General features: G+C 62.5%; 42 protein-coding genes. 37 read left to right on the forward strand and 5 right to left on the reverse strand.

Annotated elements, in window-relative coordinates; translation table 11 throughout:
• From FCS99_RS15705 to FCS99_RS15845, 29 genes are all read left to right on the forward strand, one after another.
• Positions 1–127, forward strand: a 127-nt coding sequence (locus tag FCS99_RS15705; RefSeq protein ID WP_456085640.1) for an EF-Tu C-terminal domain-related protein, incomplete at its 5' end; no start/stop codon positions are given.
• Between the two features lie 87 nt (positions 128–214).
• Positions 215–529 carry a 30S ribosomal protein S10 gene (rpsJ, locus tag FCS99_RS15710; protein ID WP_138514295.1) on the forward strand — a complete coding sequence of 105 codons (315 nt, stop codon included), beginning with the start codon at positions 215–217 and terminating at the stop codon, positions 527–529.
• A 4-nt stretch (positions 530–533) separates the two neighbouring features.
• Positions 534–1343 (forward strand): 50S ribosomal protein L3, encoded by an 810-nt coding sequence (rplC, locus tag FCS99_RS15715; protein WP_138514297.1) that lies wholly within the window; start codon positions 534–536, stop codon positions 1341–1343.
• Positions 1340–1975, forward strand: coding sequence for a 50S ribosomal protein L4 (rplD, locus tag FCS99_RS15720; RefSeq protein WP_138514299.1), 636 nt, complete (start codon positions 1340–1342; stop codon positions 1973–1975). Before rplC ends, rplD begins: the two co-directional genes overlap by 4 nt.
• A 1-nt stretch (position 1976) precedes the next feature.
• Positions 1977–2273 carry a 50S ribosomal protein L23 gene (locus tag FCS99_RS15725; RefSeq protein ID WP_138514301.1) on the forward strand — a complete coding sequence of 99 codons (297 nt, stop codon included), beginning with the start codon at positions 1977–1979 and terminating at the stop codon, positions 2271–2273.
• Between the two features lies 1 nt (position 2274).
• On the forward strand, positions 2275–3111 hold the full coding sequence (gene rplB, locus FCS99_RS15730; protein WP_138514303.1) for a 50S ribosomal protein L2: 837 nt from the start codon (positions 2275–2277) through the stop codon (positions 3109–3111).
• 12 nt (positions 3112–3123) lie between these two features.
• Complete coding sequence (gene rpsS / locus FCS99_RS15735; RefSeq protein WP_011643729.1) at positions 3124–3402, forward strand: 30S ribosomal protein S19; 279 nt, start codon at positions 3124–3126, stop codon at positions 3400–3402.
• Positions 3403–3405: 3 nt separating this feature from the next.
• Entirely contained in the window at positions 3406–3786 is a 381-nt protein-coding gene (gene rplV, locus FCS99_RS15740) for a 50S ribosomal protein L22 (protein ID WP_138514305.1), read from the forward strand.
• The gene (gene rpsC, locus FCS99_RS15745) at positions 3786–4490 is read left to right on the forward strand and encodes a 30S ribosomal protein S3 (protein ID WP_138514307.1); all 705 of its coding nucleotides are present in this window, start codon (positions 3786–3788) and stop codon (positions 4488–4490) included. The genes rplV and rpsC overlap by 1 nt, the downstream gene beginning before the upstream one ends.
• Positions 4491–4502: 12 nt before the next feature.
• Positions 4503–4916, forward strand: a complete 414-nt coding sequence (gene rplP, locus FCS99_RS15750) for a 50S ribosomal protein L16 (RefSeq protein ID WP_138514308.1) — start codon at positions 4503–4505, stop codon at positions 4914–4916.
• Positions 4917–4927: 11 nt separating this feature from the next.
• A complete protein-coding gene (gene rpmC / locus FCS99_RS15755; RefSeq protein ID WP_138514309.1) occupies positions 4928–5149 on the forward strand; it encodes a 50S ribosomal protein L29 in 222 nt (73 codons plus the stop codon).
• A gap of 3 nt (positions 5150–5152) precedes the next feature.
• Complete coding sequence (gene rpsQ / locus FCS99_RS15760) at positions 5153–5395, forward strand: 30S ribosomal protein S17 (RefSeq protein WP_138514310.1); 243 nt, start codon at positions 5153–5155, stop codon at positions 5393–5395.
• A 31-nt stretch (positions 5396–5426) separates the two neighbouring features.
• A complete protein-coding gene (rplN, locus tag FCS99_RS15765; protein WP_138514311.1) occupies positions 5427–5795 on the forward strand; it encodes a 50S ribosomal protein L14 in 369 nt (122 codons plus the stop codon).
• On the forward strand, positions 5795–6112 hold the full coding sequence (gene rplX, locus FCS99_RS15770; RefSeq protein ID WP_138514313.1) for a 50S ribosomal protein L24: 318 nt from the start codon (positions 5795–5797) through the stop codon (positions 6110–6112). Before rplN ends, rplX begins: the two co-directional genes overlap by 1 nt.
• Entirely contained in the window at positions 6105–6665 is a 561-nt protein-coding gene (gene rplE, locus FCS99_RS15775) for a 50S ribosomal protein L5 (protein WP_138514315.1), read from the forward strand. The genes rplX and rplE overlap by 8 nt, the downstream gene beginning before the upstream one ends.
• A 49-nt stretch (positions 6666–6714) precedes the next feature.
• Positions 6715–7020 carry a 30S ribosomal protein S14 gene (rpsN, locus tag FCS99_RS15780; protein ID WP_138514317.1) on the forward strand — a complete coding sequence of 102 codons (306 nt, stop codon included), beginning with the start codon at positions 6715–6717 and terminating at the stop codon, positions 7018–7020.
• A 16-nt stretch (positions 7021–7036) separates the two neighbouring features.
• Positions 7037–7435 (forward strand): 30S ribosomal protein S8, encoded by a 399-nt coding sequence (gene rpsH / locus FCS99_RS15785; RefSeq protein WP_138514319.1) that lies wholly within the window; start codon positions 7037–7039, stop codon positions 7433–7435.
• Between the two features lie 12 nt (positions 7436–7447).
• Positions 7448–7981 (forward strand): 50S ribosomal protein L6, encoded by a 534-nt coding sequence (rplF, locus tag FCS99_RS15790; RefSeq protein ID WP_138514321.1) that lies wholly within the window; start codon positions 7448–7450, stop codon positions 7979–7981.
• An 8-nt stretch (positions 7982–7989) separates the two neighbouring features.
• A complete protein-coding gene (gene rplR, locus FCS99_RS15795; protein WP_138514323.1) occupies positions 7990–8352 on the forward strand; it encodes a 50S ribosomal protein L18 in 363 nt (120 codons plus the stop codon).
• A 12-nt stretch (positions 8353–8364) separates the two neighbouring features.
• Positions 8365–8982, forward strand: a complete 618-nt coding sequence (rpsE, locus tag FCS99_RS15800; RefSeq protein WP_138514325.1) for a 30S ribosomal protein S5 — start codon at positions 8365–8367, stop codon at positions 8980–8982.
• Between the two features lie 12 nt (positions 8983–8994).
• Complete coding sequence (gene rpmD / locus FCS99_RS15805; protein WP_138514327.1) at positions 8995–9180, forward strand: 50S ribosomal protein L30; 186 nt, start codon at positions 8995–8997, stop codon at positions 9178–9180.
• Between the two features lie 40 nt (positions 9181–9220).
• Positions 9221–9697, forward strand: coding sequence for a 50S ribosomal protein L15 (gene rplO, locus FCS99_RS15810; protein WP_138514329.1), 477 nt, complete (start codon positions 9221–9223; stop codon positions 9695–9697).
• Between the two features lie 33 nt (positions 9698–9730).
• Positions 9731–11071: a preprotein translocase subunit SecY gene (gene secY / locus FCS99_RS15815; RefSeq protein ID WP_138514331.1), complete on the forward strand. Its 1341-nt coding sequence runs from the start codon at positions 9731–9733 to the stop codon at positions 11069–11071.
• On the forward strand, positions 11068–11634 hold the full coding sequence (locus FCS99_RS15820) for an adenylate kinase (RefSeq protein WP_138514333.1): 567 nt from the start codon (positions 11068–11070) through the stop codon (positions 11632–11634). The genes secY and FCS99_RS15820 overlap by 4 nt, the downstream gene beginning before the upstream one ends.
• Positions 11635–11777: 143 nt before the next feature.
• A complete protein-coding gene (gene rpsM / locus FCS99_RS15825; protein WP_138514335.1) occupies positions 11778–12146 on the forward strand; it encodes a 30S ribosomal protein S13 in 369 nt (122 codons plus the stop codon).
• Between the two features lie 11 nt (positions 12147–12157).
• Complete coding sequence (gene rpsK, locus FCS99_RS15830) at positions 12158–12547, forward strand: 30S ribosomal protein S11 (RefSeq protein ID WP_138514337.1); 390 nt, start codon at positions 12158–12160, stop codon at positions 12545–12547.
• A 76-nt stretch (positions 12548–12623) separates the two neighbouring features.
• The gene (locus FCS99_RS15835) at positions 12624–13643 is read left to right on the forward strand and encodes a DNA-directed RNA polymerase subunit alpha (protein ID WP_138514339.1); all 1020 of its coding nucleotides are present in this window, start codon (positions 12624–12626) and stop codon (positions 13641–13643) included.
• Between the two features lie 45 nt (positions 13644–13688).
• Positions 13689–14111 carry a 50S ribosomal protein L17 gene (gene rplQ / locus FCS99_RS15840; protein ID WP_138514341.1) on the forward strand — a complete coding sequence of 141 codons (423 nt, stop codon included), beginning with the start codon at positions 13689–13691 and terminating at the stop codon, positions 14109–14111.
• 88 nt (positions 14112–14199) lie between these two features.
• Entirely contained in the window at positions 14200–15612 is a 1413-nt protein-coding gene (locus tag FCS99_RS15845; protein ID WP_233352874.1) for a Do family serine endopeptidase, read from the forward strand.
• A 16-nt stretch (positions 15613–15628) separates the two neighbouring features.
• On the opposite strand, the gene FCS99_RS15850 is transcribed toward FCS99_RS15845, so the two are convergent.
• The gene (locus FCS99_RS15850) at positions 15629–16072 is read right to left on the reverse strand and encodes a VOC family protein (protein ID WP_233352875.1); all 444 of its coding nucleotides are present in this window, start codon (positions 16070–16072) and stop codon (positions 15629–15631) included.
• A gap of 105 nt (positions 16073–16177) precedes the next feature.
• On the opposite strand from FCS99_RS15850, the gene FCS99_RS15855 reads away from it, so the two are divergent.
• Together FCS99_RS15855 and FCS99_RS15860 are read left to right on the forward strand one after the other, a co-directional pair.
• Complete coding sequence (locus FCS99_RS15855) at positions 16178–17494, forward strand: replication-associated recombination protein A (protein WP_138514345.1); 1317 nt, start codon at positions 16178–16180, stop codon at positions 17492–17494.
• Positions 17495–17561: 67 nt separating this feature from the next.
• The gene (locus FCS99_RS15860; protein ID WP_138514347.1) at positions 17562–17936 is read left to right on the forward strand and encodes a TonB-dependent receptor; all 375 of its coding nucleotides are present in this window, start codon (positions 17562–17564) and stop codon (positions 17934–17936) included.
• On the opposite strand, the gene FCS99_RS15865 is transcribed toward FCS99_RS15860, so the two are convergent.
• Positions 17937–18650, reverse strand: a complete 714-nt coding sequence (locus tag FCS99_RS15865) for a hypothetical protein (protein ID WP_138514349.1) — start codon at positions 18648–18650, stop codon at positions 17937–17939.
• A gap of 796 nt (positions 18651–19446) precedes the next feature.
• Here FCS99_RS15865 and crcB point away from each other — a divergent pair.
• A complete protein-coding gene (gene crcB, locus FCS99_RS15870; protein WP_138514351.1) occupies positions 19447–19845 on the forward strand; it encodes a fluoride efflux transporter CrcB in 399 nt (132 codons plus the stop codon).
• Positions 19842–20834: an RluA family pseudouridine synthase gene (locus tag FCS99_RS15875; RefSeq protein ID WP_138514353.1), complete on the forward strand. Its 993-nt coding sequence runs from the start codon at positions 19842–19844 to the stop codon at positions 20832–20834. The genes crcB and FCS99_RS15875 overlap by 4 nt, the downstream gene beginning before the upstream one ends.
• On the opposite strand, the gene FCS99_RS15880 is transcribed toward FCS99_RS15875, so the two are convergent.
• Together FCS99_RS15880 and FCS99_RS15885 are read right to left on the reverse strand one after the other, a co-directional pair.
• Complete coding sequence (locus tag FCS99_RS15880; protein ID WP_138514355.1) at positions 20831–21295, reverse strand: hypothetical protein; 465 nt, start codon at positions 21293–21295, stop codon at positions 20831–20833. The two genes, FCS99_RS15875 and FCS99_RS15880, sit on opposite strands and share 4 nt — an antisense overlap.
• A gap of 53 nt (positions 21296–21348) precedes the next feature.
• On the reverse strand, positions 21349–21663 hold the full coding sequence (locus FCS99_RS15885) for a DUF1244 domain-containing protein (protein WP_138514357.1): 315 nt from the start codon (positions 21661–21663) through the stop codon (positions 21349–21351).
• A gap of 109 nt (positions 21664–21772) precedes the next feature.
• Here FCS99_RS15885 and FCS99_RS15890 point away from each other — a divergent pair, with 109 nt between their 5' ends.
• The 4 genes from FCS99_RS15890 (at position 21773) to FCS99_RS15905 (ending at position 24653) form a co-directional block, all read left to right on the forward strand.
• On the forward strand, positions 21773–22468 hold the full coding sequence (locus tag FCS99_RS15890) for an HAD-IA family hydrolase (RefSeq protein WP_138514358.1): 696 nt from the start codon (positions 21773–21775) through the stop codon (positions 22466–22468).
• Positions 22465–23232, forward strand: coding sequence for an ATP12 family chaperone protein (locus FCS99_RS15895; RefSeq protein ID WP_138514360.1), 768 nt, complete (start codon positions 22465–22467; stop codon positions 23230–23232). The genes FCS99_RS15890 and FCS99_RS15895 overlap by 4 nt, the downstream gene beginning before the upstream one ends.
• 54 nt (positions 23233–23286) lie before the next feature.
• Complete coding sequence (locus tag FCS99_RS15900; RefSeq protein ID WP_233352876.1) at positions 23287–23976, forward strand: 2OG-Fe(II) oxygenase family protein; 690 nt, start codon at positions 23287–23289, stop codon at positions 23974–23976.
• A 137-nt stretch (positions 23977–24113) separates the two neighbouring features.
• Entirely contained in the window at positions 24114–24653 is a 540-nt protein-coding gene (locus FCS99_RS15905; protein WP_138514362.1) for a hypothetical protein, read from the forward strand.
• Between the two features lie 3 nt (positions 24654–24656).
• Here the strand turns inward: FCS99_RS15905 and FCS99_RS15910 are convergent, their stop codons facing one another.
• Complete coding sequence (locus FCS99_RS15910; protein WP_138514364.1) at positions 24657–25748, reverse strand: GNAT family N-acetyltransferase; 1092 nt, start codon at positions 25746–25748, stop codon at positions 24657–24659.
• Between the last annotated feature and the right edge of the window lie 124 nt (positions 25749–25872).

Genomic DNA, 25872 nt, shown 5'->3' on the forward strand with positions numbered 1-25872 from the left:
GGGCGATAATGTGGAAATGAATGTCGAGCTGATCACGCCGATCGCCATGGAAGAGAAGCTGCGCTTCGCTATCCGTGAAGGCGGTCGTACCGTCGGCGCCGGCGTCGTCTCCAAAATCGTCGAGTAATTGTAAACAACTGGTCGGGGCGGTGCCTCAGCGGTATTCGCCCCGGCCTTTCGCTCTTTTTGAAAGTTTAGACACGGGATCGGTTTGATGGAACGTCAAAACATCCGCATTCGCCTGAAGGCGTTCGATCACCGGGTACTGGATAATTCCACCCGGGAGATCGTCTCCACCGCCAAGCGCACCGGCGCGAACGTTCGCGGTCCGATTCCGCTGCCGACGCGTATCGAGAAGTTCACGGTGCTGCGTGGACCGCACATCGACAAGAAGTCGCGCGAACAGTTCGAGATCCGGACTCACAAGCGCCTTCTCGACATTGTTGACCCCACCCCGCAAACGGTTGATGCGCTGATGAAGCTCGACCTGTCTGCCGGTGTGGACGTCGAGATCAAGCTGGGAGCGTAGGATTATGCGCCAGGAAGATCGCAGAACCGGCGTTGTTGCCCGCAAGCTGGGCATGACGCGAGTTTTCGCCGACGACGGGGCTCACGTGCCCTGCACGGTGCTGCAGCTGGAATCTGTCCAGGTTGTTGCGCACAAGACGGCGGATCGTGATGGTTATGTCGCAATGCAGCTCGGCGCGGGTGAGGCCAAGGCCAAGCGGACGCCGAAGGCGCTGCGCGGTCATTTCGCCAAGGCCAAGGTTGCGCCCAAGCGCAAACTGGTCGAATTCCGCGTTCCGGAAGGAAACCTGATCGAAGTCGGCGCCGAGCTGACGGCGGATCACTTCGTTCCGGGCCAGAAGATCGATGCCGCAGGCATTTCGATCGGTAAGGGTTTTGCCGGTGCCATGAAGCGGCACAATTTCGGTGGTCTGCGCGCCTCGCACGGCGTGTCCATCTCCCACCGTTCGCACGGCTCCACCGGTCAGTGTCAGGACCCGGGCAAGGTGTTCAAGGGCAAGAAGATGGCCGGCCATATGGGTGCCGTCCGTGTCACGACCCAGAATATCGAAGTTGTCCGCGTCGATGCCGAACGTGGCCTCATCCTGGTCAAGGGTGCGGTTCCGGGCTCGGCCGGCGGCTGGGTTGAACTGCGCGATGCAGTGAAGGGTCACGGCGATGCCGAGCTCCCGCTGCCGGGCAAGTTCCGCACGCTGGACGAAAAGAACGCACCGGCTGAAGCGGCTCCGGCTGTCGAAAACGACGCCGCGCCGGCTGAAGCCGAAGCTGCGGCGCCGGAAGCGGCTGCCGACGGTGAAGAAGGAACGCAAGCATGAAGATCGAGGTAAAAACCCTCGCGGCGAAGGACGCCGGTGCTATCGATCTCGACGATGCCGTTTTCGGCATTGAAGAGGTGCGCTCCGACCTCCTGCAGCGCGTTGTGAAGTGGCAGCTGGCCTCCCGCCAGCAGGGCACGCACAAGACGCTCGGCCGCTCTGAAATCGCCCGCACGAAGAAGAAATTCGGTCGCCAGAAGGGTGGCGGTGGCGCTCGCCACGGCGCTCGCTCGGCACCGATCTTCGTCGGCGGCGGCAAGGCGCACGGCCCGCGTGTGCGCTCCCACGCCCATGAGCTTCCCAAGAAGGTCCGGGCCCTGGGTCTCAAGCATGCCCTGTCGGCCAAGGCCGGCTCCAAGGCGCTCATCATCCTGGATGATGCCGCCATGAAGGCACCGAAGACCAAGGACCTGCGCACCTCGCTGGAAGGCCTGGGCATCTCCAACGCCCTGTTCATCTCCGGTGATCAGGTCGACGAGAATTTCGCCATGGCGGCTCGCAACCTGCCGTGCGTCGACGTTCTGCCCGCACAGGGCCTGAACGTGTACGACGTGCTGCGTCGCGATACGCTGGTGCTGACGAAGGCTGCCGTGGAGAAGATCCACGAACGCCTGAGCGCGAAGGAGGCTTAAGATGACGGCTGCTGCGCGCCATTACGACACGATCCTGCAACCGGTGATCACGGAAAAGTCCACCCTGCTGTCGGAAGACGGCAAGGTTGTCTTCTTCGTCCCGCTGACGGCCAACAAGAAGGAGATCGCGGAAGCGGTCGAACAACTCTTCAAGGTCAAGGTCACGGCGGTGAACACGATCAAGGTTCACGGGAAGACCAAGCGTTTCCGGGGTATTGCCGGCAAGCGCAATGACCAGAAGAAAGCGGTCGTGACTCTCGCAGAGGGTCACTCGATCGACGTGACGACGGGTCTCTAAGATGGCTTTGAAAACATTCAAACCGACGTCTCCGGGCCGCCGCGCCCTCGTGCTCGTGGATCGCTCCGCGCTGCACAAGGGTCGTCCCGAGAAGACGCTTGTTGAAGGCCTTACCAAAAAGGGTGGCCGCAACAATACGGGCCGGATCACCGCCCGCCGTCGTGGCGGTGGTGCGAAGCGCCTTTACCGTGTGATCGATTTCAAGCGCCGCAAGTGGGACGTTCCCGCGACGGTCGAGCGCCTGGAATACGACCCGAACCGGACCGCATTCATCGCGCTCCTCAAGTATGAGGATGGCGAGCTGGCCTACATCCTGGCGCCGCAGCGCCTGGGCGTGGGTGATACGGTGATCGCGTCGGCCAAGGCTGACGTGAAGCCGGGCAATGCGATGCCGCTGAAGGCCGTTCCGGTCGGGACGATCCTGCACAATGTCGAGATGAAGCCGGAAAAGGGTGGCCAGATCGCCCGTTCCGCCGGTGCCTATGTCCAGCTGGTCGGCCGTGATGCCGGCTACGCCCAGATCCGTCTGGCTTCGGGCGAGCTGCGCATGGTTCCGGACAGCTGCATGGCGACGGTCGGGGCTGTGTCCAACCAGGACCACCTGAACGTCAATCTCGGCAAGGCCGGCCGCAAGCGTCACATGGGCAAGCGTCCGTCTGTTCGCGGTGTTGTCATGAACCCGATCGACCACCCGCATGGTGGTGGTGAGGGCCGGACCTCCGGTGGTCGTCACCCGGTGACGCCCTGGGGCAAGCCGACCAAGGGTGCCAAGACGCGCAAGAACAAGTCCACGGACAAGTTCATCATCCGCTCGCGCCACGAGCGCAAGAAGCGATAGGGAGCCGAGACGATGCCTCGTTCTGTCTGGAAAGGTCCGTTCGTCGACGGTTATCTGCTGAAGAAAGCGGAAAAGTCGCACGAAGGCGGACGCAAGCAAGCGATCAAGACCTGGTCGCGCCGTTCCACCATCATGCCGCAATTCGTGGGTCTGACCTTCCAGGTCCACAACGGCAACAAATTTGTGCCGGTGCTGGTGACCGAAGATATGGTCGGCCACAAGCTCGGTGAATTCTCGCCGTCGCGGACCTATTACGGTCACGCTGCGGACAAGAAAGCGAAGCGGAGATAAGCGATGGGCCAGTCTGCCAATCCCCGTCGCGTCGCTGACAATGAAGCACGCGCCAAGCTGCGGATGATCCGCACCAGCCCGCAGAAGCTCAATCTCGTCGCGGCCCTGATCCGTGGCAAGAAAGTCGAGCGCGCGCTGGCGGATCTCGAGTTTTCGCGCAAGCGGATTGCCAAAGAGGTTCGAAAGACCCTCGAGTCGGCGATTGCCAATGCCGAGAACAATCACGGCCTGGACATCGACAGCCTTGTCGTGTCGGAAGCCTTCGTCGGCAAGAACCTGGTCATGAAACGGTACCGGGCTCGTGCACGCGGTCGCGGCGCGAAGATCCTGAAGCCGTTTTCCGAGCTCACCATCGTGGTGCGCGAAGTCGAGGAGGCCGCCTGATGGGTCAGAAGATTAATCCGATCGGTCTGCGCCTCGGCGTCAACCGCACCTGGGAATCCCGCTGGTATGCGGGCGCCGGCGAATACGCCAAGCTGCTGCACGAGGACATCAAGATCCGTGCGATGCTTAAAAAGCGCCTGAAGAATGCCAGCGTCTCGAAGATCGTGATCGAACGCCCGCACAAGAAGTGCCGCGTCACCATCCACACGGCCCGTCCGGGTGTGGTGATCGGCAAGAAGGGTTCGGACATCGAAGTCCTGCGCCGTGAACTGTCCAAGATGGTTGATGGTGAGGTCTTCCTGAACCTGGTCGAAGTGCGCAAGCCGGAAATCGACGCCAATCTGGTGGCCGAATCCATCGCTCAGCAGCTCGAGCGCCGCGTGGCTTTCCGCCGCGCCATGAAGCGTTCGATGCAGTCTGCCATGCGCATGGGTGCCAAAGGCTGCAAGATCCTGTGCGGCGGCCGTCTCGGCGGTGCTGAGATCGCCCGTTCCGAGCAGTACCAGGAAGGCTCCGTGCCGCTCCACACACTGCGCGCGGACATCGACTACGGAACCGCCGAAGCCAAGACCGCGATGGGTATCATCGGTATCAAGGTCTGGATCTACAAAGGCGAGATCATGGAACATGACCCGATGGCCCAGGAGCGTCGTCTCCAGGACTCGGGTGAGCAGCGCGCCCGTTCGGGCCGCCAAGCCGCGTAAGGAATTACAGCCATGCTGCAACCGAAACGCACGAAATTCCGCAAGGCGCACAAAGGCCGCATCAAGGGACAGGCGAAGGGTGGTTACTCCCTGAACTTCGGTTCCTACGGTCTCAAGGCGCTGCAGCCGGAACGCGTCACCGCACGCCAGATCGAAGCCACGCGTCGGGCCATCACCCGTCACATGAAGCGTGCCGGTCGCGTGTGGATCCGCATCTTCCCGGATGTGCCGGTTTCCAAGAAGCCGACCGAAGTCCGGATGGGTAAAGGTAAGGGCTCGCCCGAGTTTTGGGCGTGCAAGGTCAAGCCGGGCCGCATCATGTTCGAGATCGACGGGGTTCCCGAAGATGTCGCACGTGAGGCTCTGGCGCTCGGCGCTGCGAAGCTGCCGGTCAAGACCAAGATCGTCGCCCGTCTGGGCGAGTAGGAGCACGGACAATGAGCAAGTCTGAACTCAAGGCCGTCGACGTTCGGGCCATGACCGAAGACCAGCTGACGGACACGCTCCTGAAGCTGAAAAAAGAGCAATTCAATCTGCGCTTCCAGCAGGCCTCCGGCCAGCTGGACAACACCGCCCGCTACGGCCAGATCCGCCGCGACATCGCGCGTATCCAGACGGTCCAAAACGAGCGCAAGTCGCAGCAAGAGCAAGGGAGCTAAGCGATGCCTAAGCGTATCCTGCAAGGCGTCGTTGTGAGTGACAAAGGTGCCAAGACCGTTGTGGTGCGTGTGGAACGGACTTTCCTCCACCCGCTGCTGCGCAAGACGGTTCGTCGCACCAAGCGTTACCACGCGCATGACGAAGCCAATACGTTCAAAGTGGGTGACACGGTCCAGATCCAGGAATGTGCACCCAAGTCGAAACTGAAGCGGTGGGAGGTCGTCCCGGCTCAGGCGAACGCCTAAGCAGAGGACCCTTTCCTAAGGAGGATCTGCCATGATCCAGATGCAAACCAATCTGGACGTAGCCGACAATTCTGGCGCCCGCCGTGTGCAATGCATCAAGGTGTTGGGCGGTGCCAAGCGTCGCTATGCCCATGTGGGCGACATCATCGTCGTCTCCGTCAAGGAAGCCATTCCGCGTGGCCGCGTGAAGAAGGGTGACGTCCGCAAGGCCGTCGTCGTTCGCGTGGCCAAGGACATCAAGCGCAAGGACGGTTCCGTCATTCGCTTCGATTCCAATGCGGCGGTGATTATCAACAATAACAACGAGCCGCTCGGCACGCGTATCTTCGGCCCGGTTCCGCGCGAACTGCGTGGCAAGAACCACATGAAGATCGTTTCGCTGGCGCCGGAGGTGCTGTAATGGCTGCCAAGATCAAGAAGGGCGACAAGGTCGTCATTCTCGCCGGCCGTGACAAAGGCAAGACCGGTGAGGTCACCAAAGTGCTGCCGTCCGATAACAAGGTCGTCGTCGCTGGCGTGAATGTGGTCAAGCGCCACACGCGTCCGACGCAGACCGAGCAGGGCGGCATCAAGGAAAAAGAGGCCCCGATCCACGTCTCGAACGTGGCCCTGGCCGATCCGAAAACCGGCGAACCGACCCGTGTCGGCTTCACGACGAATGAAGCGGGCGAGAAGGTCCGGGTCGCCAAAGCATCCGGCGAGGTCATCGATGTCTGACGTTGCGACCTATACTCCGCGCCTGCGTGCGAAATACCGCGAAGAGATTCGCGCTCGCATGAAGGAAAAGTTCGGCTACGCCAACGACATGATGATCCCGCGTCTGGACAAGATCGTGATCAATATGGGTGTTGGTGAAGCGTCCCAGGATTCCAAGAAAATCAAGGGTGCCCTTGAGGATCTGGAAGCCATCACCGGCCAGAAGCCGGTCAAGACGGTTGCCAAGAAGTCGATCGCCGGCTTCAAGCTCCGCGAGGAGCAGGTGATCGGTGCGAAGGTGACCCTGCGCCAGGATCGTATGTACGAATTCCTGGACCGTCTGATCACCATCGCCCTGCCGCGCGTGCGTGACTTCCGTGGGCTCAATGGTAAGAGCTTCGACGGTCGCGGGAATTACGCGATGGGCATGAAAGAACACATTGTGTTCCCGGAGATCGACTACGACAAGGTCGAGAAGATCCGGGGTATGGATATCGTTGTCTGCACCACCGCCGGCAATGATGAGGAAGCGAAGGCCCTGTTGGCCGAGTTCGATTTTCCGTTTTCGAACTAACGCAGCAGGAGAGCAGGACCGCTCGGGTTCTGCACGCAGGAGGATATAAATGGCGAAGACTTCCGCAGTTGAACGCAATCGCAAGCGTGAACGCCTGGCTCAGCGCTATGCTGCCAAGCGTGCCGCACTGAAGGCGATGGCGCGCAATCAGGAACTGCCGGTTGAGGAGCGTTTTGCTGCTCAGCTGAAACTGGCCCAATTGCCCCGCAATTCGGCCCCGACGCGTGTGCGTAACCGGTGTGAGATCACCGGCCGTCCGCGGGCGTTTTACCGCAAGCTGCGTATGTCGCGTATCGCGCTGCGCGAACTGGCCAGCCAGGGCATGATCCCGGGCATGGTCAAGTCGAGCTGGTAAGAGAGGGAGACGAAACATGTCCGTGAATGATCCTCTCGGCGATATGCTGACCCGGATCCGCAACGCGCTGATGCGCAACAAGCGGTCTGTGAACACGCCGGCTTCGGCCCTGCGCCGCCGCGTGCTCGATGTGCTGAAAAGCGAAGGCTATATCCGCGACTATGCGGAAGTGGACCACGCCAACGGCCAAAAAGAGTTCGAGATCGAACTCAAGTATTTCGAAGGTGACTCGGTGATCCGCGAGATCAAGCGTATCTCCAAGCCGGGCCGCCGTGTGTATTCCGGCGTCAAGGACCTTCCGCTCGTCCAAAATGGCCTGGGCATCGCCATCCTCTCCACGCCGAAGGGCGTGATGTCGGATGCGACTGCTCGCGAGGCCAATGTGGGCGGCGAGATCCTGTGTCACGTCAGCTAAGGGAGCGCGCCAATGTCACGTATCGGTAAACTCCCCGTCGCCATTCCGGGCGGTGTCAACGTCACGCTGACGGATGACAGCCTGACTGTGAAGGGGCCCAAGGGCGAACTCTCGATGCCGATCGTCGAGCATGTGAGCCTGTCGCAAGGTGAAGACGGTCTGACCGTCAAGCCGGTGGACGAGTCCAAGAAGGCCCGTGCCATGTGGGGCATGCAGCGTGCGCTGGTTGCCAACCTGGTGCACGGCGTCACGAACGGGTTCGAAAAGGACCTGGAACTCGTCGGCGTCGGTTACCGCGCCCAGATGCAGGGTTCGTCCCTGAAGCTGTCGCTCGGCCTGTCGCACGACGTCGTCTATGACGCACCGGATGGCATCACCATTTCCTGCCCGAAGCCGACCGAAGTGAAGATCGTCGGCTCCGACAAGCAGAAAGTCGGTCAGGTGGCGGCTGAAATCCGTCGCTTCCGTCCGCCGGAGCCCTACAAGGGCAAGGGCATCAAGTATGCTGGCGAATACATTCGCCGCAAAGAAGGCAAGAAGAAGTAGGGCGAGCGATGAAGACTCAACGCGAAAAACAGGTCCGGCGTGCCCAGCGCAACCGGATCCGCCTGCGGAAATTCGCCAATGGGCGTCCGCGGCTCTCGGTCTACCGTTCTTCGAAGAACATCTATGCCCAGATCATCGACGATGTGGCGGGCAAGACCCTGGCTTCTGCGTCTTCCCTCGAGGAAGTGGCTCTGAAAGAGCACGGCAAGTCCTGGGACACGAAGGCGGCGGAAATCGTCGGCAAGCTGATTGCCGAGCGCGCTGTCAAGGAAGGCGTCAAGGACGTCGTCTTCGATCGTGGCGGTTACATCTATCACGGGCGTATCAAAGCGCTCGCAGAGGCGGCCCGCGAGGGCGGCCTGAACTTCTAAGGGAGCGGACGTATGGCTCATCAGAACGAGCAACAGCGCGACCGTGGTGATCGCGGCGATCGTGGCCGGGGTCGTGGCCGTGGCCGGGACCGTGACCAGGAGCGCGACGACGAGCTCGTAGACAAGCTCGTCCACATCAACCGTGTGGCCAAGACCGTCAAAGGTGGCCGGAACTTCCAGTTTGCCGCGCTTGTCGTGGTCGGCGACACCAAGGGTCGCGTCGGCTTCGGTCAGGGCAAGGCTCGCGAAGTGCCGGAAGCCATCCGCAAGGCGACGGACGAAGCCAAAAAGACGATGATCCGTGTGCCGCTGCGCGAAGGTCGCACGCTGCACCACGACACCAAGGGCCGTCACGGCGCTGGCAAGGTCATCCTGCGTGCTGCGCCTCCGGGTACCGGTGTTATCGCCGGTGGCCCGATGCGTGCCGTGCTGGAGACCCTGGGTGTCCAGGACGTCGTTGCGAAATCGGTTGGTACCTCCAACCCGTACAACATGATCCGCGCCACCATTGACGCGCTGAAGTCGCAGTCGAGCCCGCGCTCGGTTGCTGCCAAGCGGGGTCTGAAGGTTGGTGATCTGGTGAACCGCCGTGATGACGGTGCGTCCTCGCCGGAAGCGATCGAAGCGTAAGGAACGGATCCAATGGCCAAGAAGACCATTCGCGTGCGCCAGACGGCGAGCCCGATCCGTCGCCCGCAAGATCAACGTGCCACGCTCGTCGGCCTGGGCCTCAACAAGGTCGGTCGTGAACGTGAACTGGAAGACACCCCGGCTGTCCGCGGCATGATCGCCAAAGTCAGCCACATGGTGGAAATCGTCGAGGAGTAGGTCCCGTCACGGGAAACCGCTCGTTCGAATGGAGAACGACATGCGTCTCAATCAATTGCGCGACAATGACGGCGCCGCCAAACTCCGCACCCGTGTGGGTCGCGGTATCGGCTCCGGCAAAGGCAAGACCGGTGGTCGCGGCGTCAAGGGCCAGAAATCCCGTTCGGGTGTGGCTATCAAGGGTTTCGAAGGCGGTCAGATGCCGCTTCACATGCGCCTGCCGAAGCGCGGCTTCAACAAGCCGAACCGGAAGGCCTATGCCGAAGTGAACCTCGGACGTCTTGAGAAAGCCATTGCTGAAGGCAAGATCGATGCGAAAGCCGCGATCAATGCTGAAGTCCTGATCGCGGCCGGCCTGGTCCGTCGTGAACTGGACGGCATCCGCCTCCTTGCGAAAGGTGAGCTCAAGTCCAAAGTAGACATCACCGTTGCCGGTGCCTCCAAGGCGGCCATCGAGGCTGTCGAGAAGGCTGGCGGTAAAGTGACCGTCACCGCTGCCGAGAAGGCCGCGGACTAAGCGACTTCACGCTGACCTTTCGGGGACTGGTTGATGGCTTCAGCAGCTGAACAGCTTGCACAAAACATGAGTTTCAGCTCCTTCGCGAAAGCGAAGGAGCTGCAACAACGTATCCTGTTCACGATCGGGATCCTGATCGTGTACCGCATCGGGACCTTCGTTCCGATCCCGGGCATCGACCCGGAACAGTATGCGCGGGTATTCGAACAGTTTCAGGGCGGGTTCCTGAGCATGTTCAACACGCTGGGCGGCGGTGCCGTCGAGCGTATGGCGATTTTTGCGCTCAATGTGATGCCGTACATCTCGGCGTCGATCATCATGCAGCTCATGTCCGCCACCATTCCCTCTCTCGAGAAGATGAAGAAGGAAGGCGGCGAGCAGGGGCGTCAGCAGATCAACCAGTACACCCGGTATCTCACCGTGGTTCTGGCCACCGGCCAGGCGCTGGCGATCGCGATTCCCATGGGCAGCGTGAATGCGGACGGCCTGTCTCTGGCTGTGCACCCGGGACCGTTCTTCATCGTGTCGACGGTGACGACCCTGGTGGGCGGTACGATGCTGCTGCTGTGGCTGGGTGAGCAGATCACCTCGCGTGGCGTCGGCAATGGCGTTTCGCTGATCATCTTTGCCGGTATCATCTCGGCCGTGCCGGGCCTTCTGGGCAATGCCTTTGGCCAGGCGGCGTCCGGCGCCATTACGCCCGCCGTCTTCTTCTTCGGCGTCGTGATGGTTCTGGCTGGTCTGGTCCTGGTCGTGTTTGTCGAGCGCTCCCAGCGCCGTCTTCTGGTCCAGTACCCGAAGCGCCAGCAGGGCAATCGCATGGTGGGCGGTGACACGTCCTTCCTGCCGCTCAAGCTGAATACGGCCGGCGTGATCCCGCCGATCTTCGCTTCCTCGCTTCTTCTGCTGCCGGCGACGGCGGCCCAGTTCCAGGCCCAGTCCGGCCCGCAATGGCTGCAGACCGTGGTTGCCTATCTGGGTACCGGGTCTCCGCTCTTCCTGACGCTCTATGCCGCGCTGATCATCTTTTTCTGCTTCTTCTACACCTCGGTTGTCTTCAACCCGGAAGATACGGCAGACAATCTGCGCAAGTATGGCGGCTTCCTGCCGGGTATCCGCCCGGGCGCCCGGACCGCCGAGTACATCGATTTCGTGCTGTCGCGTCTGACCCTGATCGGGGCGATCTATCTGGTCATCATCTGCATGGTTCCCATGCTGATGGGTGGCGGAGCGGCGATCGCCCTGGGTGGCACGTCCATTCTCATCGTGGTTTCGGTGACGATGGATACCGTGTCCCAGGTCCAGTCCCACATGCTGGCTCACCAGTATGAGGGCCTGATCAAGAAGTCGAAACTGCGGGGGCGCAAGCGATGAATATCATTCTGTTCGGACCGCCGGGCTGCGGGAAGGGGACCCAGGCCAAGCGTCTGGTGACCGAGCGCGGCTGGGTACAGCTCTCCACGGGCGACATGCTGCGTGCAGCGGTTGCGTCCGGTTCCGAACTCGGTAATCGCGTGAAGGCGATCATGGATGCTGGCAATCTCGTCTCCGACGCGATCGTCATCGAACTGATCGAGGAACGCCTGCCGGAAGCCGAAGCTGCGGGCGGGGCCATCTTTGACGGTTTCCCGCGCACCGTGGCCCAGGCTGAAGCCCTGGATGCAGCGCTGGAAAAGCGCTCTACCAAGGTCGACGCAGTCATCCGTCTTCTGGTGGATGATGCTGAACTTGTGGCCCGCATGGAAAAGCGGGCTGCCGAGGAAGGCCGCGCCGACGACAATATCGAGGCCTTCAAGGTTCGCCTGAATGCCTACCAGGAGCAGACCGCTCCGCTGCTGCCCTTCTATGCTGATCAAGGCAAGTTGCGGGAAGTGGAGGGGATGGGCTCCATGGAAGATGTCGCGGCTCGTATCGCCACGGCACTGGATGAGAAGTGACACACACCTGTTGCAACCCCATTGACGGGGCGGCAACGCTGACTGTAGATAGCGCCCTTCGCGAAACGGGCGAGCACATGCGGCGACCGAAAGGTTGCCCATTGGTTCGTCCGTGAATGGCGTTCTGAATTAGGAGATGGAAAGTGGCCCGTATTGCCGGCGTCAATATTCCGACGAACAAGCGCGTTGAAATCGCGCTTCGCTACATCCACGGCATTGGCCCGGCCAAGGCGAAGGAGATCTGCGAGCAGGTTTCCATCACGCCTGAGCGCCGTGTCGCTGAACTGACCGACGCAGAGGTCCTGCAAATCCGTGAAGTGATCGATCGCGATCACCTCGTGGAAGGGGATCTGCGCCGTGAAGTGGCCGTGAACATCAAACGTCTCATGGACCTGGGTAATTACCGCGGCCTGCGCCACCGTCGTGGCCTGCCGGTCCGCGGCCAGCGCACGCACACCAATGCGCGTACGCGTAAAGGTCCGGCCAAGCCGATTGCCGGCAAGAAGAAGTAGGGCCCTGACAGATGGCTAAGGAACCGAGCCGCGTAAAGCGGCGCGAACGTAAGAACATCACGTCGGGCGTTGCCCACGTGAATGCCAGCTTCAACAACACCATGGTGACCATCACGGACGCCCAGGGAAATGCGATTTCCTGGTCCTCTGCCGGTCACATGGGCTTCAAGGGTTCGCGCAAGTCGACCCCGTATGCAGCCCAGATGGCTGCTGAAGACGCTGGCAAGAAGGCAATTGAACACGGCATGAAGACCCTGGAAGTCAAGGTCTCCGGTCCGGGTTCGGGGCGCGAAAGCGCGCTGCGTGCGTTGCAATCGGTGGGTTTCACCATCACCACCATCCAGGACGTCACGCCGATCCCGCACAACGGGTGTCGTCCGCCGAAGCGCCGCCGCGTCTAATCCAGACGTTTCGCGCATTTCGCCTGTTGAACGCGCCGCCGCTAAGGCGCGCGGCTGATGAAGGGGCAGTAAGAACGTGATCGAGAAGAACTGGCAAGAACTCATCCGCCCGATGAAGCCGGAAATCGAACCGGGCCACGACCCGGAGCGGCATGCGAAGATCATCGCCGAACCGCTGGAGCGTGGCTTCGGCATGACGCTCGGCAATGCGCTTCGCCGCGTGCTGCTGTCCTCGCTCCAGGGCGCGGCCATCACCAACGTCCATATTGATGGCGTGGTGCACGAGTTTTCGTCGATCGACGGTGTGCGGGAAGATGTCACTGACATCGTCCTGAACATCAAGCAGATCGCCCTGCGCATGCATGGTGAAGGCCCCAAACGCGTCGTGCTGAAAAAGTCCGGCCCGGGTGCCGTCACGGCGGGTGATATCGAGGAAACCGCCGACGTCGAGATCGTGAACAAGGACTTGGTCCTGTGCACGCTGGACGAAGGTGCCGAGATCCGCATGGAATTCACGGTGAATACGGGCAAGGGCTATGTCCCGTCCGAGCGCAACCGTCCGGAAGATGCTCCGATTGGCCTGATCGGCGTGGATGCGCTGTACAGCCCGGTCAAGCGCGTCTCCTACAAGGTCGAGAACACCCGTGAGGGCCAGGTTCTCGATTACGACAAGCTCACGCTTGAAGTGGAGACCGATGGTACGGTCACGCCGGAAGACTCCGTGGCTTTTGCCGCGCGCATCCTGCAGGACCAGTTCCAGATCTTCATCAATTTCGAGGAAGCCGTCGAGGCCCGCCCGGCCGAGGACGACAAGCCCGAGCTCGACTTCAATCCGGCGCTGCTGCGCAAGGTCGACGAGCTGGAGCTGTCGGTGCGTTCCGCGAACTGCCTGAAGAACGACAATATCGTCTACATCGGCGACCTGATCCAGAAGTCCGAGGCGGAAATGCTCCGTACCCCGAACTTCGGCCGCAAGTCGCTTAACGAGATCAAAGAAGTTCTCGCCCAGATGGGTCTCCACCTGGGTATGGAAGCGCCGAACTGGCCGCCGGAGAACATCGAAGATCTTGCCAAACGTTTTGAGGATCACGTCTAGGCAGCCGCCGGGAGGCGCCTGAACCGGACCTGAGGAGATAAAGCCATGCGTCACGGCATCGCACACCGCAAACTCAATCGCACGCACTCGCATCGCAAAGCCATGCTGGCCAATATGGCCTCGTCGCTGATCGAGCACGAGCAGATCGTCACCACCCTGCCGAAGGCCAAGGAACTGGCCCCGTTCATGGACAAGCTCATCACGCTGGCAAAGCGTGGTGATGTGCACGGCCGCCGTCTGGCCATGTCCCGCATCCGGAACGAGGACCAGGTCAAGAAGCTGTTCGACACGCTGGGCGGCCGTTATTCCGAGCGCAATGGGGGCTACACCCGCGTGCTCAAGGCCGGCTTCCGTCACGGCGACAATGCGCCGATGGCTGTCATCGAGCTGGTTGATCGCGACCCGGAAGCCAAGGGTGCCGTCGACCGGGCCCGTCTGGCGGCCGAAGATGGCATGACTGAAGAGTAAGCTTCCAGTCAGCACAGGTTCAGGGAAAGGCGGCTTTGCTCTTGCAAGCCGCCTTTTTCATGTCTCGAACTCGGCCTATATGGACACCATGATCAAACACATCCTGCTTGCCTCCGCCCTCGTCACTGCGCCGGTCGCGGCGCAGGAGACCGGTTTCACCCCCGAAGCCACCTTGCCCCAGGACCGGATCGTGCCGGACAGCCGGGCCGAGGTGCAGCTGTCTTTCGCGCCCATTGTCCGCGATGTGACGCCGGCCGTGGTGAATGTCTATTCCCGCCGCGTGGTGCAGAACCAGCACCCCTTCGCGAATGATCCCTTCTTCTCGCGCATGTTCCGCAGCCAGCCGCAGGAACAGAACTCGCTGGGCTCCGGGGTGATCGTGGATCCTTCCGGTGTGATCGTGACCAATAATCACGTCGTGGCGAATGCCACCGAATTGCGCGTCGTACTCGCGGATCGCCGCGAGTATGAGGCGGAAATCCTGCTGACTGACGAGACAACCGATCTGGCCGTCCTGCGCGTGGAGACGGACGAGCCGCTGCCTGTCCTGAATTACGACATGTCGGGCGATATCGAGGTCGGCGATCTGGTCCTGGCGATCGGCAACCCCTTCGGCGTCGGCCAGACGGTCACCTCCGGCATTGTGTCGGCCCTGGCGCGGACCGATGTCGGACGCAGTGATTTCGGCTCCTTCATCCAGACGGATGCGGCGATCAATCCGGGCAATTCCGGCGGCGCCCTCGTGGACATGGATGGCGAACTGGTTGGCGTGAACACGATGATCTTCTCGCGCTCGGGCGGATCCAACGGGATCGGCTTTGCCATTCCGGTGGAGATGGTCCGCCGTGTCGTGGATACGGCCTTGGGCGAGGGGGAGTTGATCCGGCCCTGGCTGGGCGCGCGTCTTCAGCCCGTCGACAGTGATCTGGCCCAGGCCCTGGGTCTGGACCGGCCGCGCGGGGCCCTGGTGGGCGAAGTTTATCCCGATGCCGCCGCGGACGATGCCGGATTGCGCCAGGGCGATGTGATCCTCGCCATCGACGGACGGGATATCAATGACGAGTCCGGTGCCCGGTTCCGGCTGGCGACCCGAGCGGCCGGTGATGAAGCACGCTTCACCGTTCTGCGCGGCAGCCGCGAACTCGACCTGGATGTCTTCGTGGAGGCCGCCCCGGGCAATAGCGAACCCGTGCCCTTCGAGGCGGAAGGCCGCAATCCGTTCAACGGGGCCGGTCTCGTCCAGATGTCGCCGGCCTTCAATGAACGCGTGGGCTTGGACCCCTTCCTGGACGGTGTGATCGTGTCAGGCGCGGCCCGCCGCAGTATCGCGGCGCGGTTCGGCTTCCGGCCGGGCGATGTCGTGGTGGAAGTGATGGGTGAGCCCGTGCGTACGATGGACGATTTGGCAGAGACCCTGATTCGTTATGATGGCGAGCGCGTCTGGCCGGTGGTCATCGAACGCCGGGGACGCCGCTACGAGACGGCGCTGCAGCTCTATTGAGTCTCGACCGGCTTGGTCAGCGCTTCAGCTCGACCACGCTCCAGACATGCCCGAACGGGTCGCGCAGCTTGCCGTGCCGGCCGAAGAATTCCTGCGTCAAAGGGCGCAGGGTTTTCGCGCCGGCGGCCGTGGCCCGCTCGAACCAGGCTTGGGCGTCATCCACATTGAGATTGATGGTGGACGTGGTGCGGCCGCCCAGGGTCTTCGGTGAGACATTGCCGATCAGGTCATCGGGGTCGGGAAATTCGTCTGCCAGCATCAGGATGCCGCCATTGATGCGCAGGGTGGCATGTCCCAGCTTGCCCTCGTGCTCGTACCGCTCCAGCACTTCGGCGCCGAAGGCCGTTTCGTAGAAGGTGAGGGCAGCCGCCCCGTCATCCACGCTGAGATAGGGCACGACCCGCATCTCGAGGCTGACTTGCTGGGTTTGCGCGACCGGATCGTCCATCTTCGTCGACATGCTGTCCTCCCAGGCAGAGGCCGTCACTCTAGCACAGTCCAAAATGACTGCGGATAGGCGAGCGGGACAGGTGTGTCCGCGCTCCGCGCGTGGCAGGGTAGGGATATGAGCACATTGTTCGAATCAGCCGGCCTTGAGGCCGAGGCGCCGCGTCCGCTCGCGGACCGTCTGCGTCCGCGGACGCTGGATGAAGTCGTCGGACAAGACCATCTCCTCAAGGGGGATGGGCCGATTGCCCGCATGCGGGCCCAGGGACGACTGGCTTCGCTGATCCTGTGGGGCCCGCCCGGTGTGGGCAAGACGACCACGGCCCGGCTTCTGGCTGAGGATAGCGGCCTGGAGTTCGAACCGCTTTCGGCTGTCTTCTCCGGCGTGGCCGATCTCAAGAAGGCGTTCGAGCGAGCCCGGGCCCGGCGGCAATCCGGCCGCGGCACGCTGCTTTTCGTCGACGAGATACACCGGTTCAACCGCGCCCAGCAGGACGGCTTTCTGCCGGTCGTGGAAGAGGGCGTCGTCACCCTTGTGGGTGCGACCACGGAGAACCCGTCCTTCGAGCTCAATGCGGCTCTGCTGTCGCGGTGCCAGGTCCTGGTGCTCAAGCGTCTGGACGAGGAGGGGTTGGATCTCCTCATGGCCCGGGCCGAGCAGGAGATGGACCGGTCCCTGCCGGTGGATGAGAGCGGACGGGCAGCCCTGCGCGGCATGGCGGACGGGGATGGGCGCTATCTGCTCAATCTGGTCGAGGAGGTCTTCACCTTCGACTTCCCCGAACCGGTCAATGCCCAGCGCCTGGCGCAGCTCCTCAACAAGCGTCCGCAGGCCTATGACAAGGACCGGGACGAGCATTACAACCTGATCTCGGCGCTCCACAAATCGGTGCGGGGGTCCGATCCGGATGCGGCGCTTTACTGGTTCGCTCGCATGCTGGAAGGCGGGGAAGATCCGCTTTTCCTGGCCCGCCGTCTGGTGCGCATGGCGTCGGAAGAAATCGGTTTGGCCGATCCGACCGGACTGATGATCGCGTCTGAAGCGGCACGGACCTATGAGCGGCTCGGCTCGCCGGAAGGCGAATTGGCCCTGGCGCATGCCGTTGTGCATCTGGCTACGGCACCCAAGTCCAACGCGGTCTATACGGCCTACAAAAAGGCCCGCCGCCTGGCGAAGGAAACCGGTTCGCTTATGCCGCCGGCTCATATCCTCAATGCGCCGACCAAGCTCATGGAAAGCCAGGGCTATGGGAAGGGGTATGAATACGACCATGATGTCGAGGGCGGTGTGTCGGGGCAGGACTATTTCCCCGAGGAGATGCGCGAGCGGCCCGTCCTGTATGAGCCCAAGGATGTGGGACGCGAAGCGCCGCTGCGCGAGCGTCTGGCCCGGTCACGGGCGCTGCGGGACCAGCGCCGCAAATCGGCTGAATAAAGCGACGCTTGCCACGATCGCGGAACCGGAGAATTCTCCTGCCACTTGAAACTCTGGGGGGAATTCAATGAATCCGATTCGTATCAATCTGACGCTGGGATTGCTCTGGCTGCTGCTGGGCATGTTGCTGGGCGAGCATATGGGGCGCACCGGTGACCACGGGCAAATGCCGACCCATGCCCACATCATGCTGCTGGGCGGCGTGCTCTCGATCAGCTGGGCCGTGATCTACAAGGTGTTCGAAATCCCGGCCGGTTTGCTGGCTTGGGTCCAGACCGGGTTCCACCAGGTCTCGACCGTCGTGATGATCACCGGTCTCTACATGCTCTACGGCCATATGGCGGAAGAAGCGGTTCTGGGGCCGGTCCTCGGCCTGTCCGCGATCGGTGCTGTGGTGTCGGTCTTGCTGGTGCTCGTGCAGACGCTTCGCACCAAGGTCTGATCAAGGCTGTTCGTCGTCCGGTCCGGCGTCTTCGTCGCCGCAGGCTTCACTGACGAAGGCGTCCGGATCGAGCGGCGGCAGGCCCAGCGCCTCGCGGCGCTCTGCGAGCGCTTCCGGGGCGCGGACCGGGGCGAGGGCGGTTTCACCAGACAGGCAGACAAGGGCGGTGCCATAGGATTGCGGTGCTTCCTGGCTGACGGCCAGGGCATCGGCCATCTGGGCAAAAGCGAGACCGTCGTAATCGCCATTCAGGGCGACCGGTTCCAGCGCGGCCACGATCTGAGGACGGGCCGATTCGGCCCGCTCCGCCCAGCGCAAGATGTCCTGGGCCATGCGTGGTTCCTCGGCATAGAGCACGGCGAAGTCTTCCGGGGTCAGCTGATCCACGGCCCATTGCGTATTGGCGTCCTCGACGGCGGCGATCTGCGGACCGAAGGCCTGCAGGATTTCACCCCGTGCGCCATCATCCAGATCAGTGCGGCTGATGACGGGCAAGACGAGCCCGGTCAGATAGCGTTCGCGGGCCTTGCGGGCGGCGAGTTCGGCGGCCAGTTCGCCATAGGCGGCTGCACGGCCTTCAATGTCAGCAATCAGGGTCGGTGCGTCTGTGGGCACGGCCGGCGCCTCGCTCCCGGTTTCCGCCGGTGGCGTCTCCGGCTCCGGGGTCGGCGTGTCCTGGACGAGCACAAGGGCAATGAGGGCCGTGAACAACATGACGCAATCTCCTGACTGGAGCGGCAGTCTAGGCGGTTCAGGTTCGCTGCCAAGAGCGCAAACAAAAAGCGGGAGCTGTGGGGGCAGCTCCCGCTCTTTTTGGTGAGGGATCGATCCGACCGGTCTGGGCTGTCTCGTGAGGCGGTGAGGCAGCCGGGACCGGGATCGTAGCCGTTCAGGTTTTAGGCAACCGCGCCGGACAGCGCGATCGTCATGGCCCCAAACACACCGGCCACGAAGAGGATATTGATCACCGTCGACAGGGTTGAAGTGACGCGGTCCATAATGAAGTCCTTTTCTCTTGGCGAGACCGGGCCCTCCCGGTTCGCGTCTTGGTAAATAAGGACTTAGCCGAAATCCGGAAGCGCCATTCCGCCAATGCGGCATTGCAAAAATGCATATTAAACGTTTGTTAGTATGACAAAAAAGAAAGGGCGGCCGAAGCCACCCTTGCTGCAGACTGTGTCTGGCGGCGATCCGCCCGGTGACGGGCCGCGATTTTCGGGACCGGGTTGGGCCCTATCCGGCCAGGGCCGACAGGATGATCATGGCGGCGCCAAAGAAACCGATCACGAAGAGGGTATTGAAGGCGCTGGAGATCTGGGTCTGGTTGCGAGTCATGGGAGTCTCCTTTCAATCGGGCTCAGCAGTATTTCGCATGTGCAGCATACTGCGAATGGTGCGGTGCACAATTTGCAGAAACGGATACCGGGTATGAATTTCCGGGCAGGCGCGTGGCGCGGGTCTTGAAGCCATTCCGCTTGCGTCCTGCGGGGCAGGGCCTTATCGAGCCGCCATGACCAATCTTTTGCTGATCGGCGCCGGGGGCGCACTGGGTGCCATCTCGCGCCATCTGGTCGGACGCGCCGCCCTGCGCTGGCTTGGACCGGACATGCCACTGGGTCTGCCCTGGGGCACGCTGGCCGCCAATGTCCTGGGCGGGCTGTGCATGGGTCTCCTCGTCGGTTGGCTGGCCCTGTCGGGCCGGGGCTCGCTGGATCATGATATCCGCCTGTTCGGGGCTGTGGGATTACTGGGCGGGTTCACGACCTTCTCCGCCTTTTCGCTGGAACTGGCGCAAATGGTGGAACGCAAGCAGGTTACGCTCGCTTTCTCCTATGCTGCCGGATCGGTGCTTCTGTGTCTGGCCGCAGTTTTCCTCGGCCTGTTTGTCATGCGAAAGGTGCTGGCATGAGTGGTGTTCAGACCCTCCGGGTCGAGCCGTCCGAGGACGGGTCCCGCCTGGACCGCTGGTTCAAGCGGCGCTTTCCCCATGTCTCGGCCATCATGGTCCAGAAGCTCTGCCGCAAGGGTCAGATCCGGGTCGATGGCGGCCGGGTGAAGGGGGATAGCCGGGTCACAGCCGGCCAGGAAATCCGGGTTCCGCCTTTGCCCGAGCCCAGCGAACGCAAGCCCAAGCCGCGCCTGTCGGACGAGGATATCGATTATGTCCGCTCCCTCGTCATCTATGAGGATGCCGAGCTGATCGCCTTCAACAAGCCTGCCGGTCTGGCCGTGCAGGGCGGGTCCAAGACCACGCGACACCTGGACGGTCTGCTGGATGCGTTCGGCGAGGGGCTGGAGCGCCCGCGCCTCGTTCACCGGCTCGACAAGGATACGTCCGGTGTCGTGATTGTCGGCAAAGGGCCGAAGGCGACGGCGAAACTGGCCAAGGCTTTCCAGTCCCACAAGACCAAGAAAACCTATTGGGCCATCGCCCTGGGTGTGCCCAAGCCGAAAATGGGTGAGATCAAGGGCTTCATGAAGAAGGCCGCGGGGGCGGGCGCCGATTCAGAGCGCGAGACCATGGTCGCGGCCCGCCATGGCGATGAGGGCGCCAGCCATGCCCTGACCCGCTATGTCGTGGTCACCGAGGCCGGTCAGAAAGCGTCCTGGGTGGCGCTGCGACCGGTGACGGGCCGGACCCACCAGCTGCGCGTCCATCTCGCTGCCATGGGCCATGCCATTCTCGGCGACCGCAAATACACCTGCGACCGTGAAGCCCCGGAAGACCTCGACCGCCGCCTCTGCCTGCATGCCCGCCGTCTGGAAATCCCGCGCGAGGGCAAGAAGCCGCTGGTCCTCACAGCGGACCTGCCGCGCCAGACCCAGAAGATTTTCGACACGCTGGGCTTCTTCGCGAACGAGATCGACGAAGCGGCAGCGGAAGAGGATCTGGCTTAGTCGGTGGGAAGCACGAATACGGCTTGAGCGCTTTCTGCGAGTTCGGTCAGGTGTGATCTCACACACTCGGCGTCATCTTGATTGATGACTCTTACGGACGTGAAGGGCCCGCGAGCGGCATTGCGCACGAATGGCTCTCGAGCATCAGCCGTCATTCTGAGAACAATTAAGCTATCGGTTTCAGGTGAGCTGATTTGATCCTGACCCGTGAAATATCCGGACCATCCGACGTCCCACACAGTGTCAGCGTCGCACGCCTCAAGTCTTACTGTGTAGAGCGTGCTATCGATGCCATGCGCTTGGTTAACGATGCGAAATTCACCCGCTGTGGCGGGGAAGGCAAACCCGCCGAGGATGAAGCCGGTCGCGGGGCGAACGGCACGCTTGTCAGGTTGCAGCAGGATTGCCGTTGCAGTGGCGCCCAATAGGGTGCCTGCGACCAGAGAAACGACTACCTTCATCTTCCACTCTTTTCGTCCGTCAGTGTGTCCAGCTCAGCGCCGAAGATGGGCAATTATTTGGCCACCTGCTTCGCCTTGAAGGCCGCAATCTTTTCCGGGCTGGCTTCGGCTTGGTGTTTCGATTTCCACTCGGCGTAGGGCATGCCGTAGACGCGTTCACGGCCTTCTTCCCTGGACACCTCCAGACCGCGTTCGGCGGCGGCTTCGCTCCACCAGTCGCCCAGGCAGTTGCGGCAGAAATCGGCCAGCAGCATGAGATCGATGTTCTGGACCTCCTTGTGGGCATCCAGATGCGCCAGGAGGCGGCGGAAGGCGGCGGCGTCCAGTTCGGTTCGCTGGGCGTCGGTCAGGTCGGTGGGGGCAGTCATGGACACAAACTCCGGTTTGGCAGGGGCGCATAGCTAGCATGCCGCGCCCCCGTCTTGCCAAGCGGCAGGCAGGCTTCTATCTCGCGGTCAGACCCCGAACGGAGACGCCATGTCCGCCCCGCTGAAACTCGCTGTCTGGGATATTGACGGCACGCTGATCGACAGCCGCAAGGTGATCCAGCAAGCCATGGAACGGGCCTTTGCCCGTGCCGGCCTGCCGCCGATCGAGTATGACCGCACTCGCACGATTGTCGGATTGGAGCTCTCCGAGGCCATCACCCGCTTGGCGCCGCCGGACTATCCGGCCGAGCACATCATGCAGCTGGCGACCTATTACAAGGAAGCCTTCGTCGAGCAGCGCGCCGAGAAGGGGTTTGACGAGCCACTCTATGAGGGCGCTCTGGAAACAGTGGAGCGGCTGGCCGATGAAGGCTGGCTGCTGGGCGTGGCGACCGGCAAGGCCCGGCGGGGGCTGGACATCGTCTTTGGCCATCATGATCTGCACCGCCTGTTCGACACGCTGCATACGGTGGATGGCGGACCGGGCAAGCCGCATCCGCGCATGGTGCTGGATGCGATGCGCGAGACCGGCACCGACCCGCACCAGGTCGTCATGATCGGCGATACGCGCTTCGACATGGAAATGGGCCGCAATGCCGGGGTGCATGCGCTGGGCGTCAGCTGGGGCTTCCACACCGAGGACGAGATCCGCGAGGGCGGAGCTCATTCCATCCATCATGATTTTGACGGGCTGAATGCCGCGCTGGACGCCTTCGGGGCTTCCGTGGAAGGACGGGTCGCATGAGCGAGAAATACGAAACCAAGCCCGGCGTGCGCCTGCCCAAGCCGGAAGATGCCCGCCCGAAACGTTTCTATGAAACCGTGTCGGTGGAGCCGACGGAGACCGGCTTCGCCGTGCGCCTGGACGGGCGGCCGGTGAAGACCCCGGCCAAGATGCCGCTGGAAGTGCCGACCGAAGCGCTGGCCCGCCTCATCGCGGCGGAGTGGGACGTGCAGGGGGAACGGATCGATGCCCCCTCCATGCCGACGACCCGCCTCTGCTTTGTCGCCCTGGACCGGATGGGTGAAAGCCTGGAGGCCACCGTGGCGGAAGTGACCCGCTATGCGGCGACGGACCTGTTGTGCTTCCGTGCGCCGGACCCGGCCGAACTGGTCGCCGCCCAGGCCGCTGCCTGGGATCCGCTGCTGAAATGGGCGGACGAGACACTCGGGGCGCACTTCGTGCCGGCGACCGGCGTGCTGCCGGTCGACCAGGACCCGGTCGCCCTGCAGCGTGTCATGGCCAAGGCCGGCGAGCAGGACAAATGGCGTCTCACCGCACTGGCCCATACAACGGCTGTATGCGGTTCTGCCATTCTCGGCCTGGCGCTGCTGGAGGGCGAGATTGATGGCGAGCAGGCCTTTGCCCTGTCCTCCGTCGACGAGGCTTTCCAGGCCAGCCAGTGGGGCGAGGACAGCGAAGCGGCCGAGCGTCTGGCCCTGCTCAAGGGCGAATTGCAGGCGGTCGATGCCATGCTGCGCGCTTTGGACGCGCCTGCCGCGGTTTGAAGCTTCGGCCAGCTGCGTTAGATTGCGCCGCATAAACTGATCGGAGTGGATGTGATGGCTGAAACCGTCGCCAAGGACACCGCGGCTGAAACGCCCAAGGCCGGCAAGACTGGACCGGGGGGCATGCTGGATTTCGACGCGCTGCGGTCAGCCCGCCTGCGCACCGAGCCCTACAATTATTTCGTCGCCGAGGGTGCGCTGTCCGAAACCGAGGCAGCCGATATCCGCCGCGACTATCCGGCCATCAACAAGCCGGGCTATCTGCCGCTCTCCAAGCTGGAAGCCACAGGCGAATTCCAGCGTCTGATGGACGATCTCAATTCCGCCGAGCTGGCTGAAGTCCTGACCGAGAAATTCGGCGTCGATTTCACGCAGAAGCCGCGCATGATCACCGTGCGCCGCCTGTCGCAGCTGTCCGACGGTCCGATCCACAATGATTCGAAATCGAAAATCCTGACCATGCTGACCTATCTCAATGCCGAGTGGGACGGTACGGGCGCCGGCTGCATCCGCGTGCTCAATGGGCCGAAGGATTTCGAGGATTTCACCGAGGAAGTGCCGCCGCTGGCCGGCTATGTCTTCGCCTTCCTGCGCGATGACCATTCCTGGCACGGCCATCTGCCCTTCGAGGGCGAGCGCTATGTGGTGCAGACGACCTTCCTGACCTCCCAGGAAGAGCTCGACCGCAAGGAAAACCGCGGTGGCCTCCAGTATTTCCTCAAAAAGCTGAACCCGTTCCAGTAAACGAACAGCTTTCCGGTCCGCCAATCCGGACGGCCCTGAACGGGCAGTACCGGCGGTTTGTTCCGGTTCGAGACTGTTTGGTCTTGTGACACTGCACGCTTGCGCTAACCTGTTGCCAGCCAGCAAGGGGGGATATCATGCGCGCAATCTGGGCAGTGGGGATTATCTGGTTTTCCTTGGCCGCCATGGCCGAAGGTCAGGCCTATCAGGCCGGGCTCTATGATGGACGGTCCGTGCCGGGCTGGACCTATTCGGAGGCCGGGACGCAATCGGCCAATCTGCCAACCTGGTATCCCACTGACGGATCCCAGACCCGGGATGGGGCCAATTGCAATGTCGGCACGGCCGCGGTGAGCGGGACCGCCGCCCAGTGGAACGAATATTTCGCCTCGGTTACCCCGCAGAGCTTCGTGCAGCAATTGCGCGCCAACGGCACGGATGCCACGCAGGGCTATCTTACCGAGATTGTGACGCTCAATGGCCGCCCGGCTATGCGCAATCTGCTCGCGGTTAATGCCGGCGATCAGCAGATGGAATTCATGATCCTGTCGATCAGCGGCGCAGACCAGCTGGTAACGGTGACCTGCACGGCTCTGAGCGGTCAGCTTCTGCCGCGGCTGACGCAATTCTACAGTTTCGCCGAGGGGCTGACTGTGTATACGGCGGCCCCGCGCTGAGCCTCACAAGGCGTGCACACTGGCCCATTTGTCGATCCGGCGGATCGCCTTGCCCGGCCAGGCGGACGCCCGGCCCAGGGGCAGGGCCTGGGCCATCCGATCCAGGCCGCGGCCCAAGGCGACGACGGCCTGGGTGACGGACGGCCGATGGACCTGGCCGGAGACCACGCCGAAACCGGCATTGCCGAGACGGCGTTTGAAGTCGTAATCCCCCGGACCCATGTGGATCTGGGTGAGCCCGTCCTCGCTGAGCGTCCGGGCCATTTCGCAATAAAGCGACAGTCCCGGTCCGAGATTGGCGTGGTCCGGCCAGAAGACCGGAAACCAGTAATGCAGCACGGTTTGCGAGCGCATGCCGAAATGGGCCGCGGCCAGCTGGCCATCAATTTCCAGCGTCGAGAGCAGTCCGGAAAATTCCGGTTCGCGGGTATCGAACAGGTCCAGGATCGCGGCCTGCACCCAGGGGGCGACGAAAATGTCCAGGGCCCGGGTCCGGCGATATTGCTCGCGCTTGGCTTCGACCAGGGCTTGCAGCGCTTCGGGGCGCCGGTCATCGATCCGGAAAACCACGTCGGCATCCAGCTTGTCCAGCTTGCGCAGGCGGGCCCGAATATTCCGCATCGCCTTGGCATCCGCGGCGGCGCATTCGGCCATGAAGCTGTCATAGCCGCGTGTCAGATCGGACACCCAGGATATCTCCGGCGGGCCATCACAATGCTTCAGGAAAGCGGTCTGGTCAGCGAGGGCGCCATGAAAGGCAAAGACCCCGAAACCGGCACTCACCAAGGCGGCCTCCAGATCCAGCTCGGGCTGGTCGGTGATGAAGCCGTGATGATCACCCAGCGGTCCGCCGATCGGACGGGCCACGCCGGAGCGGGACAGGTGCAGGGGCAGGAAACCGGCCAGCGTTCCGTTCCGGGACACGACCAGAATGCGGGTATCGGCCCGGTGCATGGCCATGATGTCCGTGAATTCAGGCGCAAAATAGGGGGAGGCCAGCGCGAAATTGCTGTCCCGCATGGCATTCCAGGCCGCGCGCTGACGGTCTGTCAGCTGGTCAGCCGTGATGATATCGGTTGATAGTGACGGCACCATCTTGCCTTGCTCCCAATGCGTTCTCCTTGACCCGGCTGCAAAATCCGCGCCGGTTCCGGCCTATTAGCCGCACCCGTTTGATTGCCTGTGCGGCCCGGCCTCTGCTATCCGGTGATCACAAGAC

The organism is Maricaulis alexandrii (genome assembly GCF_005871165.1).
Classification (GTDB): Bacteria; Pseudomonadota; Alphaproteobacteria; order Caulobacterales; family Maricaulaceae; genus Maricaulis; species Maricaulis alexandrii.